Annotated in this window: 15 protein-coding genes; 7 read left to right on the top strand and 8 right to left on the bottom strand. The window is 61.1% G+C overall.

Going from position 1 to position 17,025, the window contains the following annotated elements; genetic code table 11:
• The first annotated feature begins 118 nt into the window (after nt 1–118).
• Genes NHF53_RS20135 through NHF53_RS20125 form a run of 3 tightly spaced genes read left to right on the top strand, consistent with a single transcriptional unit; the run spans nt 119 to nt 2,949 of the window.
• Nucleotides 119–781 (top strand): FadR/GntR family transcriptional regulator, encoded by a 663-nt coding sequence (locus NHF53_RS20135; RefSeq protein ID WP_252836016.1) that lies wholly within the window; start codon nt 119–121, stop codon nt 779–781.
• A 9-nt stretch (nt 782–790) separates the two neighbouring features.
• Entirely contained in the window at nt 791–1,993 is a 1,203-nt protein-coding gene (locus tag NHF53_RS20130; protein ID WP_252835770.1) for a mandelate racemase/muconate lactonizing enzyme family protein, read from the top strand.
• Between the two features lie 35 nt (nt 1,994–2,028).
• Nucleotides 2,029–2,949: a DMT family transporter gene (locus NHF53_RS20125; RefSeq protein WP_252835769.1), complete on the top strand. Its 921-nt coding sequence runs from the start codon at nt 2,029–2,031 to the stop codon at nt 2,947–2,949.
• A gap of 66 nt (nt 2,950–3,015) precedes the next feature.
• Here the strand turns inward: NHF53_RS20125 and NHF53_RS20120 are convergent, their stop codons facing one another.
• From NHF53_RS20120 to NHF53_RS20095, 6 genes are all read right to left on the bottom strand, one after another.
• Entirely contained in the window at nt 3,016–4,023 is a 1,008-nt protein-coding gene (locus NHF53_RS20120; RefSeq protein WP_252835768.1) for a TRAP transporter substrate-binding protein, read from the bottom strand.
• A gap of 46 nt (nt 4,024–4,069) precedes the next feature.
• Nucleotides 4,070–5,347: a TRAP transporter large permease gene (locus NHF53_RS20115; RefSeq protein ID WP_114362807.1), complete on the bottom strand. Its 1,278-nt coding sequence runs from the start codon at nt 5,345–5,347 to the stop codon at nt 4,070–4,072.
• Entirely contained in the window at nt 5,347–5,880 is a 534-nt protein-coding gene (locus tag NHF53_RS20110) for a TRAP transporter small permease (RefSeq protein ID WP_114362808.1), read from the bottom strand. Before NHF53_RS20110 ends, NHF53_RS20115 begins: the two co-directional genes overlap by 1 nt.
• Before the next feature lie 5 nt (nt 5,881–5,885).
• A complete protein-coding gene (locus NHF53_RS20105; protein WP_252835767.1) occupies nt 5,886–7,052 on the bottom strand; it encodes a fumarylacetoacetate hydrolase family protein in 1,167 nt (388 codons plus the stop codon).
• A gap of 236 nt (nt 7,053–7,288) precedes the next feature.
• The gene (locus NHF53_RS20100) at nt 7,289–8,005 is read right to left on the bottom strand and encodes a FadR/GntR family transcriptional regulator (protein ID WP_252835766.1); all 717 of its coding nucleotides are present in this window, start codon (nt 8,003–8,005) and stop codon (nt 7,289–7,291) included.
• 35 nt (nt 8,006–8,040) lie between these two features.
• Complete coding sequence (locus NHF53_RS20095) at nt 8,041–9,480, bottom strand: FAD-binding oxidoreductase (RefSeq protein WP_252835765.1); 1,440 nt, start codon at nt 9,478–9,480, stop codon at nt 8,041–8,043.
• A 136-nt stretch (nt 9,481–9,616) separates the two neighbouring features.
• Between NHF53_RS20095 and denD the strand changes: the two genes are divergently transcribed.
• From denD to NHF53_RS20080, 3 genes are read left to right on the top strand one after another with little or no spacing between them, the layout of a single operon-like run.
• On the top strand, nt 9,617–10,600 hold the full coding sequence (gene denD / locus NHF53_RS20090; protein ID WP_252835764.1) for a D-erythronate dehydrogenase: 984 nt from the start codon (nt 9,617–9,619) through the stop codon (nt 10,598–10,600).
• The gene (locus NHF53_RS20085; RefSeq protein ID WP_308218688.1) at nt 10,597–11,496 is read left to right on the top strand and encodes an NAD(P)-dependent oxidoreductase; all 900 of its coding nucleotides are present in this window, start codon (nt 10,597–10,599) and stop codon (nt 11,494–11,496) included. Before denD ends, NHF53_RS20085 begins: the two co-directional genes overlap by 4 nt.
• 11 nt (nt 11,497–11,507) lie before the next feature.
• On the top strand, nt 11,508–13,292 hold the full coding sequence (locus NHF53_RS20080) for an IlvD/Edd family dehydratase (protein ID WP_252835763.1): 1,785 nt from the start codon (nt 11,508–11,510) through the stop codon (nt 13,290–13,292).
• A 35-nt stretch (nt 13,293–13,327) separates the two neighbouring features.
• On the opposite strand, the gene NHF53_RS20075 is transcribed toward NHF53_RS20080, so the two are convergent.
• Together NHF53_RS20075 and NHF53_RS20070 are read right to left on the bottom strand one after the other, a co-directional pair.
• Complete coding sequence (locus NHF53_RS20075) at nt 13,328–14,095, bottom strand: SDR family oxidoreductase (protein WP_252835762.1); 768 nt, start codon at nt 14,093–14,095, stop codon at nt 13,328–13,330.
• 61 nt (nt 14,096–14,156) lie between these two features.
• Entirely contained in the window at nt 14,157–15,896 is a 1,740-nt protein-coding gene (locus NHF53_RS20070; RefSeq protein WP_252835761.1) for a glucan ABC transporter ATP-binding protein/ permease, read from the bottom strand.
• Between the two features lie 331 nt (nt 15,897–16,227).
• On the opposite strand from NHF53_RS20070, the gene NHF53_RS20065 reads away from it, so the two are divergent.
• Nucleotides 16,228–16,968 carry a LuxR family transcriptional regulator gene (locus NHF53_RS20065; RefSeq protein ID WP_112686316.1) on the top strand — a complete coding sequence of 247 codons (741 nt, stop codon included), beginning with the start codon at nt 16,228–16,230 and terminating at the stop codon, nt 16,966–16,968.
• Nucleotides 16,969–17,025 lie beyond the last annotated feature (57 nt).

Here is a 17,025-nt window from a genome sequence, read left to right as displayed (position 1 = left end):
GGCTAGGTTTTCCAAAACCTGTATTATAGGTTTTCGGAAAACGTAGGAGACACACTTGGATCAAGACACCACCTTGCCACCGGCCGCGGCATCGTCCGGTGACTTTGTTGCTGTCGCGATGACGGCGATCACCCGATTCATCCGGGAGAATGCGTTGAAGCCCGGTGATCGCCTTCCGGCAGAATCAGCGCTTACCAGAGAACTTCATGTCTCCCGTACGGTTGTGCGAGAGGCGCTTCGCTCTCTTGCGGCCCTTCGCCTGGTCGATCTCGGAGCAGGAAAGCGTCCGACCGTCGCGCAACTCGACGACGAGACGATGGCCATGATGATGGCGCATGGCGTCATCACCGATCAGATCGGGGTGCAGCACATCTATGACGCTCGCCGAACTATCGAAGGCCGCACGGTTGCACTGGCGTCGCTGCGTCGTACCGACGCGGAGGTTCGCGAAATTCTGCACCACGCCTGGTCTATGGAGCGGGATTTCGACCAGCCTTCCGCCGTCATGGAACACGACATTGCGTTCCATCTCGCAATCGCCCAGGCGTCACGCAATCCGGTCTTTTCCCTGATCATCGGAGCCTTCCGCGAGGTGATGCGTGAAACCTGGCCCATCGGCTGGCGCAGCCGTGCGCGCGACGAGGATCGCCGCGTCGTGGCGCGCCTGCATGTGGAACTGGCGGAGGCCATTGCCGCTGGCGATCCAAACGCGGCCGTCGATCTGATGAACCGGCACTTCGACGACAGCACAAAGGCCCTTCTGGTTGCCGGACTGATCTGAGGAAACCCTATGAGAATTACGGCGCTCGAAACCGTGCGCGTCGCCGAACGCGCCAATCTTCTCTGGCTTCTGGTGCATACGGATGAGGGCATAACCGGTCTGGGTGAGACCTTTTTCGGCGCCGGGACAGTCGAAGCCCATGTGCACGAGTACATTGCGCCCCGAGTAATCGGTCGTAACCCGCTGGAGATCGACCGGCTTGCAGCAGATCTCGTCGGGTATCTCGGCTTTCGCTCCTCGGGCGCCGAGGTGCGGGGCAACTCCGCCTTCGACATCGCGCTCTGGGATATATTCGGCAAGGCGACAGGTCAGCCAGTCGCGCAGTTGCTCGGCGGTTTCACCAGACGGGAGATCCGGACCTACAATACCTGCGCCGGTACCGAGTACATCAAGAAGACGACCGGGCAGACGACCGTGAATTACGGCCTTTCCGAGGGGCGCGACTATGACGATCTGAACGGCTTCCTGCATCGCGCCGACGAGCTTGCCCACTCCCTGCTGGAGGAGGGAATTACCGCCATGAAGATATGGCCGTTCGATGCAGCTGCAGAGAAGATGCGCGGCCAGTACATCTCGGCGCCGGATCTGAAACTGGCATTGAAACCCTTCGAAAAGATCCGAGCGGCCGTCGGCGACCGGATGGACATCATGGTCGAATTCCATTCGATGTGGCAGCTCCTGCCGGCGATCCAGATCGCGAAGGCGCTCACGCCTTTTCAGACGTTCTGGCATGAGGACCCCATCAAGATGGATAGCCTCTCCAGTCTGGCGCGCTATGCTGCCGTGTCGCCTGCACCGATCTCGGCCTCGGAGACGCTCGGCTCCCGCTGGGCCTTTCGCGACCTTCTCGAAACCGGCGCGGCGGGTGTCGTCATGCTCGATGTCAGCTGGTGCGGCGGGTTGTCGGAAGCCCGCAAGATCGCTGCCATGGCGGAAGCCTGGCATCTGCCCGTTGCCCCGCATGACTGCACGGGACCGGTGGTGTTGTGCGCGTCGACCCATTTGTCTCTCAACGCACCAAATGCGCTCGTGCAGGAAAGTGTTCGAGCATTCTATCGTACCTGGTACCGGGATCTGGTCACTGCCCTTCCCGAGGTCCGCAACGGGATGATTACCGTTCCTCCCGGTTCCGGACTTGGAACGGAGCTTCACCCGGAGCTCGACCGAGCCTTCACAGTCACACGCCGCCGATCAGATGCGGCGAGTATCTGAAACGCTGTTCCGGCACCGACACAGCAGAGGATAGAATGTCAACGCCCCCCACCCTTTCGTCCGCCACCCGCATGCCTGCCATCGCCGGGCCCCTGGTCATGTTGCTCGGCATGCTTCTGTTCGGTCTGAACGATGCCATGGGCAAGTGGCTTCTCTCCAGCTATGGCCTTGGTCAGGTGGTGCTTATCCGCAGCATTGCGGCTCTTCTCGTCCTCTCGCCCTTCCTTTGGAAGCATGGCATCCCGTCGCCGTCGAAGATCGAGCGGCCGTCCATGCAAATCCTTCGGGTGGTCTTCTCGACCGTCGAGATTCTCTGCTTCTATTACGCCGTCATGTATCTGCCGCTGGCCGACGTGATGACCTACTGGCTAGCCGCTCCGATCTATGTCGCGGCGGCCTCGCCGCTACTGCTGGGCGAGAAAGTGGGATGGCGGCGCTGGAGCGCGATCGCGATCGGCTTCTTCGGCGTCATCATCGCACTGGAGCCATCACGGGCGATGTTCACACTGCCTGCGCTCATCTCGATCGTCGGCAGTGCCGCCTTCGCGTTCATGATGCTGTCGGGGCGCGGCCTCCGCAAGACTCCCGACCGTGCGCTCGTCTTTTTCCAGATCGTGGGCGCGGGCCTCGCCGGTATCGCATTCTCCCCATTCGACTGGGCGCCGGTCTCCTCGGTTCGCGATCTTCTCTTGCTCGGCCTGTTGGGTATCGTAGCCATGGCGGCGCACATGCTCGTCAATCGCGCCCTCAAGATCTCCGACGCTGCGACGGTCGCGCCGCTTCAGTATACGCTGCTTCTCTGGGCTGTTGTTTTCGGATGGATGTTCTTCGGCGACGTGCCCCGTATGAGCATGATGATTGGCGCGGGGCTGATCGTCGCCTCCGGTCTCTTCATCTTCTTCCGCGAGCGACAGCTCAAGAAGCGGGACGCTGTTCTTCCTGCTATCCCCGAATGAGAAAACCCGCGTGCACCCTCAACGAGGGATTCACGCGGGTCCATACTCCAGGGAGGAGGTTCTTACTTACTTCTTGCGCATATCCGCCAGGATGCTCTGGACACGATCGACGACGTCGGCGCCGATCTCGTCCTTGTGCTTTTCATAGACGACCTGCGACTTCTCGAGCATGCGGGCATACTCTTCGGGGGACAGTGTGTTGACCTCGACGCCGGCTGCCTTGATCTTCTCAAGCGACTTCTGGTTCAGTTCGCGGATGACCTTCCGCTCCACGTCGCGGCCAACAACCGCACATTCGCGAAGGGCCGATTGCTCGTCCGGCGTGTAGGTATCAAAGATTGCCTTTGAGAAGAGGAACAGGAAGGGCGTGTAGGCGTGCTTGGTCTCGCTGACGTAGTTCTGCACTTCGTAGAACTTCGACGTGTCGATCGTAACGTACGGATTCTCCTGTGCATCGATGGCCTTAGTCTCGAGCGCGGAGAAGACTTCGCCGAACGCCATGGGTGTAGCATTGGCACCGAAATTCTGGAAGGTGTCGAGGAAGATGTCGTTCTGCATGACGCGGACCTTCATGCCCTCCAGGTCTTCCCACTTGGTCACCGGCTTCTTTGAGTTCGAAAGATTGCGGAAGCCGTTCTCCCAGTACGCCAGGTTCACGAGGCCTGCCGCTTCGAGCTTTTCATTGAGGAACTGGCCGAATTCGCCGTCCATCACGGCGTCCGCTTCCTCGTTGCTGGTGAAGAGGAACGGAAGATCGAAGACGCCGAGCGCGGGAACGATGCCGACGAGGGGCGACGAAGAGGTCACGACCGCTTCCTGCACGCCGGAACGCAACGCCTGTGTCGCCTGCAGATCGCCACCGAGCGCGCCGCCCCAGAAGGCCGTCAGCTTCAGCTTGCCGCCGGACTTCTCGTCGAGGCATTTCTGCATCGCTTCGATGCCGTTGCCGACCGGGTGGTCGGCATTGATCCCGTTGGAAACACGAATATTGCGGTCATTGTATTCGGCGAACGCCGGCACGGCGGCAGAGCATGCAAAGACGATGGCAGTCGTGGTCAGCAGCAGATTTCTCATGGATTCCTCCCATTGAGTTGGATGAAGTTGCAGGTTCAGGTCGCTGTCAGTGCAGCCAGCGAGCAGGTACGAGGACCAGATCCGGAAACAGGACCAGGGCGAAGAGAACGGCGACCTGCGCGACCAAGAAGGGCGCTACGCCCACCGTCACCTTGCCGAGCGGCACGCGGCCGACGCCGCTGACGACGTTCAGCACCACTCCAACGGGCGGGGTCAGCAGGCCGATGCAGGTATTCATGATGAACAGGACGCCGAAATAGACCGGGTCGATCCCCGCCTGCTTGATGATCGGCATCAGCACGGGTGTCAGGATCAGGATCGTGGGGGTCAGGTCGAGCGCTGTCCCGACGACCAGCACCACGAGCATGATGACGATCATCAGCAGGGTCGGGCGGTTGATGAGGGGCTCGATGTAGCCAGTAATTTCAGCGGGAATATTCGCCGCTGTGATCAGCCATGCCGAGACGAGCGCCGCGCACACCAGGAACATGATGACGGCTGTCGTCTTGGCTGCCTGAAGGATGACATGCGGTAGTTCCCTGGGCGACAGTTCCCGGTAGATGAACATGCCCACGAACAGGGCGTAGGCTGCCGCGACGACGGCCGCTTCCGTCGGGGTAACGACGCCGGCCTTGATGCCTCCGAGAATGATGACCGGCATGCCCAGCGCCCAGAGTGCCCGGCCGGTGGCACGAACACGTTCCTTCATCGGAGCGCGCGGCAGGGCCTCGACCTTGTCTTTGCGCACCACGATGAGCCAAGTGGCGATCAGCGCGCTGCCCATCATCAGGCCCGGCACGATACCGGCCATGAACAGTTGGGTGATCGACACGTTGGCGGAGACGCCGAAGACGATGAAGGCCATCGACGGCGGGATGACCGGGGCGATGACGCCGCCGGCGGCAATGAGGCCGGCGGAGCGCGGCACGTTGTAGCCGGCCTTGGCCATCATCGGAATGAGGATGGCGGCGAGCGCTGCCGTATCGGCGGCCGCGGAGCCCGAAATACTGGCCATGATGACTGCGGCCATGATCGCGACAATGCCGAGACCGCCGCGGATGTGACCGACGCAGGCAATGGCAAAATCGATGATGCGCCGCGACAGGCCGCCGGCATTCATCAGTTCGCCCGCGAGAATGAAGAAGGGGATGGCGAGCAGGGTGAAGGTGTCCGCGCCGGCGATCATGTTCTGGGCGATGATCTGGGTGTTGAACATGCCCATGAACCACATCAGCACGACGCCGCAGAACATCAATGCGAAGGCCACCGGGACGCCGACCGCCATGGCGCCGAGCAGCGAGACAATGAACACGACCAAGGTCATCAGGCGCGCTCCGACAGATGCTCGAGGGACGTGTTCTCGCCTGCAAAAGCGGCGATCTCTTCTTCGGTGACGCGGCCGGTCACTAGGCGGAACAGTCGTTCGAGCGCGATCAGAACAACGCCGGCGCCGGTGAAGAAGCCGATTCCGTAAACCCAGATCATCGGCAGTTTGGTTACGGGCGAGGTCATGCTGGCATTGATAGGCGCCTGTTTCCACGTGCCCCAGAAGAAGATCGCCGATACCGCGATAATGATGATGTTCGAGAGGATCATGCAGATGATCCGGCCCTTGCGGCCGAACAGCATGACCAGGGTTTCAACGCCGACATGGGCGTGTTCGCGAAATGCCACCACGGCGCCAACGAAGGTCAGCCAGACGAAGAAATAGCGCGAGAGCTCGTCAGAGACGTTGAGACCGGAGTTGAAGCCATACCGCATGACCACGTTGACGAAGACCATCACCGCCATCGCCGACAGAAAGAAGATCAACAGCATTTCCAGGAAGCGATAGAATGTATCGATTATCTTCTGCATGGCCCTCAAACCTTATCCAGAAGACCACGGGCGGCCAGATTGCGGATCAAGGCAGTCGTGCCGAAGGTCCATTCCGGGCAGGCGTCGCTGCGTTCCACCCAGTTCACCAAACGACCAAGTTTCGGCGTCGAAATCTCGACGCGGTCGCCGATTTCGTGGGTAAACCCGAGGCCCGGGGCATGGCGGTCCTTCACAGGAGCGAACATCGTGCCGAGGAAGAGCACTGCGCCATCCGGATACTGATGGCTGCGGTTCAGCATCTGGGACACCAGGTTTTCGGGGGATCGGCTGATCGCCTCCATCGGACTTTCACCTGACATCTCGAAACCATCTTCGCCCCGCACGTTCAGCGAGACCTTCACCCGCCGCAGATCGTCGAGTGTGAAGGTCTGATCGAACAGGCGGATGAACGGCCCGATCGCACACGAGGCATTGTTGTCCTTGGCCTTCCCCAGCAGGAGTGCCGACCGTCCCTCGACATCGCGCAGGTTGACGTCATTCCCGAGGGTCGCACCGACGATCCGCCCGTCGGTCCGAACGGCGAGAACGACTTCCGGTTCCGGATTGTTCCAGGAGGAGATCGGGTGAAGGCCGACAAGTGCGCCGCAGCCCACCGCGGACATTGGCTGTGCCTTGGTGAAAATTTCGGCGTCGGGTCCGATACCGACCTCGAGATACTGGGACCACAGACCCATCTCCTGCAGCAGGGCTTTCACGCTGGCAGCCTGCGGCGAACCCGCGACGAGACCGCGCAGGCTGTCTCCGAGAACCGGAGCCAGGCGCGAGCGGATTTCCTGAGCGCGGAGCGGGTCGCCTTTGGCCTGCTCCTCGATCACCCGCTCCAGCATACTGTCTGCGAAGGTTACGCCGGCGGCCTTGATTGCCTGTAGGTCGACGGGGGCAAGCAGGGCCCCTTCACGGCCGGACAGAAAATCGTCGAGCGATCCGAGGTCGGGGAAGGTCTTCGGCTCGCGCAATCTCGCGACCAGATCCTCGATATCGAGCAGTGACACCATTGTGGCTGCCAGCGACGTCAGATCCAGAATTCGGCCGCTCGAGACGAGGACCGGGCAGGGGCCGCCGGCGGCATTCGACCAAACGCGACCAACCAGCAGAGCATCGGCCTCCTCCGGCAGGATGGTCTCCGCATGAAGGATACGATCAATGTTCATTCTTGTTCCTCCCCAGCTTCCCGTTTCATCGGACCGCCCTCCGAAGCGGTTCGTTGCCGTATTGTCAGGATGTCAGACAACATTACCGCTGATCTTTTATTACTCTGTGTTGCTCGTGTCCAGCGTGGAAAGAAGCGCCGGGCGGGAAAGTTGCCGGGTCCGATCACGGCACGGTCCGACGGTCAAGAACGGCGGAGCTTGCGTGATCTGCTGCGGGAAGCTGCCGCTGCTGTCCGCTAGAAGGTCTCGAGTGTGAGATCGAGCCGGGATGCAGCACCAAGCAGGTGTTGGCGCATGGCGTCGCGTGCCTTCAGCGGATCGCGCAGCGCGACGGCGTCGCGGATCACCACATGTTCGGCAATCGTCACCTCGACGATCTCCTCGAGCACGGCCGTTGCACGTGCCGCGTTGATAGCATGGCTGATCCGCTCGGCGATAAAGCCGATGAAAAGGGGGAAGTATTCGTTGTGGGTCGCGGCGGCGAGGGCGCGATGGAACGCAAGATCGGCGAGAATGCCTTGCTCGGTCCATTTTTCGGCTCCGGTCATCAGATCGAGCGCAGCGTTGAGTTGCTTCATATCCTCGGAGTCATGGTGAACCGCGGCGAGGCCGGCGGCCTCGATCTCAAGCGGCATGCGGAGCTGGAAGAGGCTTCGGAAACTCTCGCGGTCGACGAGCTCTTCCTGTTCGATCCGGATCGTCGGACGCGTATGCATATCCCTCACGAAGGCGCCGACGCCCTGCCGTGTCTCGACGAGCCCTTCGTTGCGCAATTGCGCGATCGCCTCGCGCACCACCGATCGGCTGACGCCGAACGCCTTGGCCAGAATGTGCTCGGTCGGCAGCTTGTCGCCCGGTTTGATGCGGCCCTCACCGATCTCGCGTGCGATATGGGTCGCAATCCGCGCCGGTAGATGCTCGCTTCGCCTGATCTGGCTGAAGTCTATCGCCATGGAAAACACTACCTCCCGAACAATCCTCGCTTATTCTACGATAATTCCCCCAAATTCAATTGGCATCTGGGATTCATGACCATTGCCGGATCAATGGCCTTCTTGATCGCGGTCAGCAGGTGGCGCTGAACATCGGACAACCGCTCCTCGAAGTCGGTGCGCTTCAGCCGACCGATGCCGTGCTCCGCGCTGATGCTGCCGTGATAGCGGCCGAGCACGGCATTGATCACCTTCTTGGCTGTGTGGATGCGAACCGATCGTTCGGCCGCCGATAATCCCGATGGAGGCATAACGTTCAGATGCACGTTACCGTCACCGACATGGCCGTATGACACGCAGATGCAATCCGGTGCGGCGGCCGCGACGGCAGCCTCGGCTTCCCTCACGAAATCGGGAAGGCGCGATAGCTGCACCGAGATATCCGTGCGTAAATGCATTCCGCGTCTCGCTTGACCTTCATTCATTCCCTCCCGGAAGAGCCACAGGTTGCGTGCCTGGGCGGCGGAAGCGGCGACGACGCCGTCGATCACCAGTCCGTCCTCCAGCACATTCTCCAGGAAACGTTGCATCAATTCGTCCACGTCGACGAGGCCCGAGCCGGAAATTTCCATCAGCACATAGACGGGGCAGTCTCCGCCGATCGGCATTGCGAGATCGGGCATGGCCTCCCGGGCGAGCGTGAAGGCAATGGGAGGCATGAATTCGAAGGCGGACATGAGATCACAACAATCGCGGCGCGCACGCCGATACAGTTGCATGACGTCTTCCAGCGAGTTCAGCCCGAGAAGGGCGGTGGCCACACTATCAGGACAGGGCGTCAGCTTGACGGCGACGGCGGTGACAATGCCGAGCGTACCTTCCGCGCCAATGAACAATTGCTTGAGATCGATCCCGCGGTTGTCCTTCCTGAGCGTGGAGAGGGCGTCGAAGACTGTTCCATCCGGTAGTACGACCTCCAGGCCGAGCACCAGCTCCCGCGTCATCCCGTAGCGCAGAACGTTTATGCCGCCGGCATTGGTCGAGACGTTGCCGCCGATCCGGCAGCTGCCCTGTGCTCCGAGTGCAAGAGGAAAGAACATGCCCTTTGAAGCAGCAATCTCTTTCGCCTCGGCAAGGATGCATCCGGCTTCGACGACCATCGAGAAGTCGTCGGGGTCGACGGAGCGCACGGCCTTCATCCGCTCCAGACTCAGGATCACCTGACTTTCCGGTCGATCCGGGATGGCGCCGAGAACAAGGCCGGTGTTGCCACCTTGCGGAACGATCGAGAGGCCGAGCTCCCGACAGACGTGGACTGCTTCGCACACCTCGGCAGTCGAGCGGGGTCGTATCACCGCAACAGCATTGCTGGTGACGTCGCCGTGCCAGTCGCGGCAAAAGGGCAACATTTCCGCCGCCTCGGTAAGGATCGCGGCATCGCCCATGCGGGCACGGAGAGCAGCCTGCAGATCGGCAGTGGTATAGGAGCTGTGCATTTTCGGGCCTTCATGATCTTCGGGTATGGCTCAGCGGAGCAAATAGTCTATTCTCAAGCGGATCATATAAGGTTATCAGACAACCTTACAATATAATTTGATGCGCGATCTGGTGCGCCCTGGAGGAGAAGTCTTCATGCACGTTCTTATCATCGGTGCAGCAGGAATGGTTGGGCGCAAGCTCGCGGCCCGTCTCGCTGTGTCAGGCAGCCTCGGAGGTCATCCGATCGAGGCAATGACCTTGGCGGACGTAGTGGCGCCGGAAGGCCCTGCCGGGTACGCCGGCAGGGTCGTAACCGAGGTCGCCGATCTGTCGGCTCCCGGCGCGGCGGGAAGACTCATAGCTGCACGGCCTGACGTTATCTTCCATCTTGCGGCGATCGTTTCCGGCGAGGCCGAGCTCGACTTCGACAAGGGTTATCGTATCAATCTCGACGGCACCCGTTACCTGTTCGACGCGATTCGGGAGGCCAATAACAATGAGGGCTATCGGCCGCGTGTCGTCTTCACCTCGTCGATCGCCGTCTTCGGTGCGCCCTTGCCCTATCCCATTCCCGATGACTTCCATTCGACGCCGCTCACCAGCTACGGAACGCAGAAAGCCATCTGTGAGCTGTTGCTGACCGACTACAGCCGTCGCGGCTTTTTTGACGGAATCGGAATCCGGCTGCCGACGATATGCATCCGGCCTGGAAAGCCGAACAAGGCTGCCTCCGGCTTCTTTTCGAGCATTCTGCGTGAGCCTCTGGCCGGACAGGAGGCCGTCCTGCCCGTCAGCGAGGATGTCCGCCACTGGCACGCTTCACCGCGCTCGGCCGTGGGATTCCTCGTTCATGGTGCCACGATCGATCTCGAAAAGGTCGGGCCCCGCCGGAACCTCTCCATGCCGGGCCTGAGTGCGACCGTCGGCGAGCAGATCGAGGCACTCCGGCGAGTTGCCGGCGAGAAGGCGGTCCGGCTTATCCGACGTGAGCCGGACGAGATGATCATGAAGATGGTTGCCGGATGGGCGCCGGGCTTCGAGGCCAAGCGCGCGACGGCTCTTGGCTTTGTCGCCGAAAAGTCGTTCGATGAGATCATTCGCGTTCACATCGAAGACGAGATGGGAGGAAAGCTGTGATCGATACCAGCCACAATCGGCTTCCGAGTATCGCTTTTCTCGGTACGGGTCTGATGGGGGCGCCGATGGTTCGGCGCCTGCTTGGTGCCGGCTTCAAGGTGACGGTCTGGAACAGGGACATGTCGAAGGCGGAGGCGCTGCGTTCGGCAGGCGCAGATGTCGCTGCAACGCCGGTGGATGCTGCGCGCGGCGTCGACGTCGCGTTCACGATGTTGAGCGACGGTAACGCGGTGGAGGAAGTTCTCTTCACGTCCGGTTGTGCGGACGCCCTTCGTCCCGGCACCGTTCTGGTCGACACGAGTTCGATCGCACCGCCGATCGCGAAAGACCACGCGGCGCGGCTTGCGGCGCGCGGGATACACCATCTCGATGCACCCGTTTCTGGAGGTGTCGCCGGAGCAGAAGCCGGCACCTTGGCGATCATGGCCGGCGGGGATGCGGCAGTCGTTGAGCGTCTCGCGGCCGTCTTCGCCGTGCTCGGTCGGGTGACCCATGTCGGTCCGAGCGGTGCGGGGCAAATCTGCAAGCTCGCCAATCAGCAGATCGTCGCGATCACGATCGGCGCGGTGGCCGAGGCGATGGTGCTGGTCGAGGCTGGCGGGGCCTCCCGGGAGAGGTTCCGAGAGGCAATACGCGGAGGGTTCGCCGAAAGCCGGATCCTGGAACTGCACGGTGCCCGGATGATCGCCCGCGACTTCAAACCAGGCGGCCCCTCGCGTCTGCAGCTGAAGGACCTCGACGCGGTCATGTCGATGGCCGACCAGTATTCGCTCGAGCTGCCGCTGACGGAGCGGGTTCGAAGCGAGTTTTCCGAATTCGTCGCTGCCGGCGGCGGAGAGCAGGATCACAGTGCCTTGCTTCTCCACCTCGAACGGTTGAACGGACACAAGGCATAAGGTGAGAAGACATGACCGAGGACAAGAAGGAACGGCGCAGATTGCGCTCGCAGGATTGGTTCGACAACCCGGACCATGCCGACATGACGGCGCTCTACCTCGAGCGCTTCATGAATTACGGCATCACGCCGGAGGAACTGAGGTCCGGAAAACCGATCATCGGGATCGCCCAGAGCGGCAGTGATCTCAATCCCTGCAATCGCCACCACCTCGAACTTGCCCGCCGCGTCCGCGACGGCATTCGCGATGCCGGGGGTATTCCGATCGAGTTTCCGACTCACCCCCTGTTCGAGAATTGCAAGCGGCCCACGGCAGCGCTCGATCGCAACCTCGCCTATCTCGGCCTCGTCGAGATCCTCTATGGTTATCCGCTTGACGGGGTCGTCCTCACGACGGGTTGTGACAAGACCACACCGTCCTCTCTGATGGCCGCTTCCACCGTCAATATTCCGGCGATTGTGCTCTCCGGTGGCCCGATGCTCGACGGATGGCACGACGGTGATCTCGTCGGCTCCGGCACCGTGATCTGGCGCTCGCGGCGCAAGTATGCGGCGGGCGAGATCTCGCGCGAGGAGTTTCTGGAGGCCGCGCTCGATTCCGCGCCCTCGGTCGGCCATTGCAACACGATGGGAACCGCCTCGACCATGAACGCCATGGCCGAGGCGCTCGGCATGTCGTTGACTGGTTGTGCCGCCATTCCGGCGGCTTACCGCGAACGTGGGCAGATGGCATACCGGACCGGGCGCCGCGCCGTCGAACTCGTGCTCGAAGACGTGAAGCCTTCCGATATCCTTACCCATGAAGCTTTTCTCAACGCGATCTGCGTCAATTCGGCAATCGGCGGCTCGACGAATGCACAGCCGCATCTCGCAGCGATGGCGAAGCACGCAGGAGTCGAGCTCTATCCGGAGGACTGGCAGGTCCACGGCTACGACATCCCGCTTCTTGCCAATGTACAGCCGGCCGGCGCCTATCTCGGCGAACGTTTCCATCGTGCGGGGGGCGTCCCTGCTGTCATGTGGGAACTCCTGAAAGCCGGCAAGCTGGACGGCGGCTGTCCGACGGTGACCGGCAAGACGATGGCGGAAAATCTTGAAGGAAGGGAGGCATGTGACCGCGAGGTGATCCGTTCGTTCGACGCGCCGCTCAAGGAGCGCGCCGGCTTCCTCGTCCTCAAGGGCAATCTCTTCGATTTCGCCATCATGAAGATGAGCGTCGTCTCGGAAGAATTCCGCGCCCGCTATCTTCGTGATCCGGGACGCGAAGGCGTATTCGAAGGAAAGGCGGTGGTATTCGACGGATCCGAGGACTACCACCGCAATATCAACAATCCGGAGCTCGGAATCGACGAGAACACCATTCTCGTCATCCGTGGTGCGGGACCGCGTGGATGGCCGGGTTCGGCCGAGGTCGTCAACATGCAGCCGCCGGACGCTCTCCTCAAGCGCGGCATCATGAGCCTGCCGACGATCGGCGACGGCCGTCAGTCTGGAACGGCCGACAGTCCCTCGATCCTGAACGCGTCCCCCGAAAGTGCGGCGGGCGGCGGGCTGTCCTGGCTCAGGAATGGCGACGTCATCTGCATCGATTTCAACAATGGCCGTTGTGATGCACTTGTGGAGGATGCCGAGATCGCAAGACGCAAAACGGAAGGTCTGCCCGCGGTGCCTCCGGACGCGACGCCCTGGCAGATGATTTATCGCAAGACAGTGACCCAGCTGTCTGACGGTGCGGTGATCGAAGGAGCACCGGAGTTCCGCAAACTGGCCGAAAAGCTGCCACGGCATAACCACTAACGTTCGCCGGCGGGGCACAGTATCCTTAGCCGGCTTCAGATGACGGCGCTCATGCCACCGTCCACGTAGATGATCTGGCCGTTGACGTAATCGGACGCGGAGGAGGCGAGAAAGATCGCCGTGCCGACGAGTTCCTCAGGCTTGCCCCAGCGTCGCGACGGAGTCCGCGCCTTCACCCATGCGTCGAATTGCGGATTGGAGGTCAGGGCCTGGTTCATGTCGGTCAGCATGTAGCCGGGGCCGATTGCGTTGGCCTGGATGCCGTGTTCCGCCCATTCGGCGGTCATCGCCTGGGTCAGCATCTTGATGCCGCCCTTGGCTGCCGTATAGGGCGCTATGGTCGGCCGTGCGAGACCGCTCATCAGCGAGCCGATGTTGATGATCTTGCCGCGCCCGCGCGGAATCATGCGTTTGGCTGCCTCGCGTCCGACGATGAAGGCGCTTGTGAGATTGGTGTCGATGACCGAGCGCCACTCGTCGAGCGACAGCTCGACCATCGGCTTGCGAAGCTGGATGCCGGCATTGTTCACAAGGATGTCAACCTCCAGCCCCTCGGCGTCCAGCGTGGCGAAGGCCCCGACCACCGATTCCTCGTTTGTCACGTCGAAGGCGCCAGTTCTGACGGAAAGGCCGTCGGCTCTCAGGCTGGCGGCGCTTTCCTCCAGGCGTGCCGTGTTGGTCCCATTGATCACGAGGGTTGCGCCGGCATGGCCGAGCGCCCGGGCGATGGCATAACCAAGGCCGCGCGAGGAGCCGGTGACAAGTGCCGTCCGGCCGGTGAGATCAAAAGAATAACCCTGCAAGTCGTTCTCCCTGGAAACCTGCTGTTCCGGCGAGGCGGCAGCCACCGCTTTCCGGCGTATTTCAGACGTTCTTCTCTTCCGTCAGCAGGCCACTGGTTTTCAGCAGCGCGGCAAAGCGGCCGCCGCCGGCGCTCAACTCATCATAGCCGCCCTTTTCAACGATCCGGCCGTGGTCGAGGAAGAGAACGATGTCGGCTTCGCGAACCGTTGAAAGCCTGTGCGCGATGATGAAGGTTGTCCTGTCCTTGCGCAACCGGTCAATGGCCGCCTTGACGCGTGCTTCGGTCTCGACGTCGAGTGCACTCGTCGCCTCATCAAGCACGAGAATCGGTGCATTCTTGAGGATCGCCCGCGCGATCGCGATGCGCTGACGTTCACCGCCCGACAGGCGGTTGCCGCGCTCGCCGACTTGTGTGGTGTAGCCCGCCAGACGGCTGTCGATGAATTCGGCCGCTGCAGCGGCCTCCGCCGCCTTCATGACGTCCTCGTCGGTGGCATCCTCACGCCCGATCCGAATGTTCTCGCTGATCGAGCGATTGAGCAGGCCCGCGTCCTGAAAGACAGTCGCAATCGTATGGCGCAGAGACTTGCGGGTGACGGTAGAAATATCAACGCCGTCGATAAAGATCTTCCCGGCCTGTGGCTCGTGCACGCGCTGAAGAAGGTTGATCAGAGTCGTCTTTCCGGCGCCCGTCGGCCCGACGATCGCGATCGTCTGGCCGGCCTTCACCTTGAAGGAAACGTCATGGACGCCCTGTGTGGTGTTGGCGAAGTCGAAAGACACGTTGCGGAACTCGACGTCGCCCCGAACATCGGCAAGTTCGCCGGCACCCGCGGGTTCTTCGCGCTCCTGGACCGAGTCTTCGAGCTGGTAAAAATCTTCCAGCTTCGCTCGGGCTTCAAAGATTTGCGTCGCGAAGGCGCGCATCTGATCCAGGCGTCCGATCAGAAGACCCGCGAAACCGGTGAAGGCGATGATATCGCCGACCTTCAGTTCGCCCGCTTGAACAAGAATCGTCCCGACGACCAGGATGAGCAGCATGGAGATCGTCGATGCAATGCGGTTCAGGGCGCTGGCAATCGCCCACCAATCGAGGACCGGGTATTGGGCGGCCAGCAGTTGTTCGGCGTATTGCTTCAGCGCCCGTGTTTCAGCTTCGATACGGTTGTAGCTGTGTACCACCGAGACATTGCTGATCGAGTCGCTCACATGTGAGAAGACGGTGTGATAGTGCCTCTCGACCGAGGCCTGGCCCTCTTTTGTGCGGTTCATCACCGTCTTGCCGATGATCATGTAAAGCACCCCGAGCACCACCAGCACGATCGTGAGGCGGAAGTCCATCGAGAGCGCCGTCGGAACCAGAAGCGCCAGCGCAACGGCCGTCGCGAGGTGTGTGCGCATGAACTCGAGCCAGAGCCCGAAGAGGGTCTCGCTCGCGCGAAGCAGGGTGTGGAGCGCGTTGGAGGTTCCGCGCTGATGGTGCCAGTTGAGCGGCATAGAGATGATGCGCCCAAAGGCTTCCGTGAGAAGGTCGGCACGGCGACCATGCGCCAGGCGGTCAGCCTCACGGGCAACCAACACATATGCGATGGTGTTGAATACGCCGAAACATCCCCACAGTATGAGAATACTGCTGGCATCTCGCTTTTCCGAGATCGCGTCCACGATCCGTCCGAAAAGCACCGGCTCCACGATCGTTATGACGGCCAAGATGATGTTGGCGACGACGACCAGCGCGACCTTCATCCGATAGGTTGCGAGATATCGCAGCGCTTTTATATAGACTTGAAGCAAAGACAATGGTGTTCTCTCAGTTCGTGCGCGTAGCCGTATACCGTTAGTTCGCGCCTTCCGACGAGGGACAAATCGTTGCAGCCCTTCGTCGAACGGGGGAGCGTCCGTGTGTTCCAGCTTAACCGGACCTGTCGGGCGTAATTTCGGCAATAGCGACTATAAGTCAGCGGTTTTCCGCTAGCCAGTTTTCGATTGCATGGCAAGATTTTGCATGTCGTAATTAAGGGTGTCCTAACCGATTCTGGTAGTCTAGCTTCACCGCACGATACAAGAGCTCGTGGAAATATCCGAAGGCATTCCCCACGATGGGTGCCGCGGCGCGTCAGAGGGGATAAAGATGAGCATAAACCGGATCGTTCAGTTCCTGGTCGTGGCTGACGAATGCAAGAATGCCGAGGATCTGACGGCGGAGCTGGAAAAGCTGCTGAATCACTATCAGTTCGACTATTACGGTATAGTCCGCCAGCCGAAACCAAACGAGAACCCGATGAAACTGGTGCTGGCAGGCCGCTGGCCCGAGCGGTGGCCGGAGACTTACATCGCAAAGAAGTACGTTCTCATCGATCCGACCGTTCGCTACCTCGGCCAGGCGCAACGCGGCTTTCGGTGGCGCGACACGATATCGGTTTTTCGCGGCGACCCCCATCGCAAGCGTATGGAGCGGATGATGGCCGACTCCCAACGTTTCGGTTTAGAAGACGGCTATATCTTTCCGATCCACGGTCGTAACGGCCTTCTCGGCAACATGACCGTCGGCGGGAAACCCGTAGAGCTTTCGCCGGTCGAGATGACGCTCTTCGAAGCCGTTGCAAGGAAGGCCTTCTGGCGGCTGATGGAGTTGCGGCGCCAATCGGGCGAACTCGAGTCCGTCAGCAAGGTCGAAACGCGCATGACGCGTCGCGAAATGGAGGTCCTGAACTATCTGGCTGATGGTCTTACGTCGAACGACATCAGCCGGATTCTCAAGATTTCGAACCATACGGTGGATTGGTATATGAACGGGATCCAGGACAAGCTGAATGCGAAGAACCGTCAGCACGTCGTGGCGCTCGCGTTCCGCCTCGGGCTGATAACCTGAGGCGCCATATTTTTCTCTCAGTCGGTCGGACAAATTGAACTTCCTGTGACAACAGGA

Source organism: Ciceribacter sp. RN22, from assembly GCF_024054295.1.
Taxonomy (GTDB): domain Bacteria; phylum Pseudomonadota; class Alphaproteobacteria; order Rhizobiales; family Rhizobiaceae; genus Allorhizobium; species Allorhizobium lividum.
This window is presented reverse-complemented; position numbering and strand designations above follow the sequence as displayed.

Coding starts and splice junctions, on each gene's coding strand:
- NHF53_RS20135 (WP_252836016.1), top strand. CDS start 119: ATGACGGCGATCACCCGATTCATCCGGGAGAATGCGTTGAAGCCCGGT.
- NHF53_RS20130 (WP_252835770.1), top strand. CDS start 791: ATGAGAATTACGGCGCTCGAAACCGTGCGCGTCGCCGAACGCGCCAAT.
- NHF53_RS20125 (WP_252835769.1), top strand. CDS start 2,029: ATGTCAACGCCCCCCACCCTTTCGTCCGCCACCCGCATGCCTGCCATC.
- NHF53_RS20120 (WP_252835768.1), bottom strand. CDS start 4,023: ATGAGAAATCTGCTGCTGACCACGACTGCCATCGTCTTTGCATGCTCT.
- NHF53_RS20115 (WP_114362807.1), bottom strand. CDS start 5,347: ATGACCTTGGTCGTGTTCATTGTCTCGCTGCTCGGCGCCATGGCGGTC.
- NHF53_RS20110 (WP_114362808.1), bottom strand. CDS start 5,880: ATGCAGAAGATAATCGATACATTCTATCGCTTCCTGGAAATGCTGTTG.
- NHF53_RS20105 (WP_252835767.1), bottom strand. CDS start 7,052: ATGAACATTGATCGTATCCTTCATGCGGAGACCATCCTGCCGGAGGAG.
- NHF53_RS20100 (WP_252835766.1), bottom strand. CDS start 8,005: ATGGCGATAGACTTCAGCCAGATCAGGCGAAGCGAGCATCTACCGGCG.
- NHF53_RS20095 (WP_252835765.1), bottom strand. CDS start 9,480: ATGCACAGCTCCTATACCACTGCCGATCTGCAGGCTGCTCTCCGTGCC.
- denD (WP_252835764.1), top strand. CDS start 9,617: ATGCACGTTCTTATCATCGGTGCAGCAGGAATGGTTGGGCGCAAGCTC.
- NHF53_RS20080 (WP_252835763.1), top strand. CDS start 11,508: ATGACCGAGGACAAGAAGGAACGGCGCAGATTGCGCTCGCAGGATTGG.
- NHF53_RS20065 (WP_112686316.1), top strand. CDS start 16,228: ATGAGCATAAACCGGATCGTTCAGTTCCTGGTCGTGGCTGACGAATGC.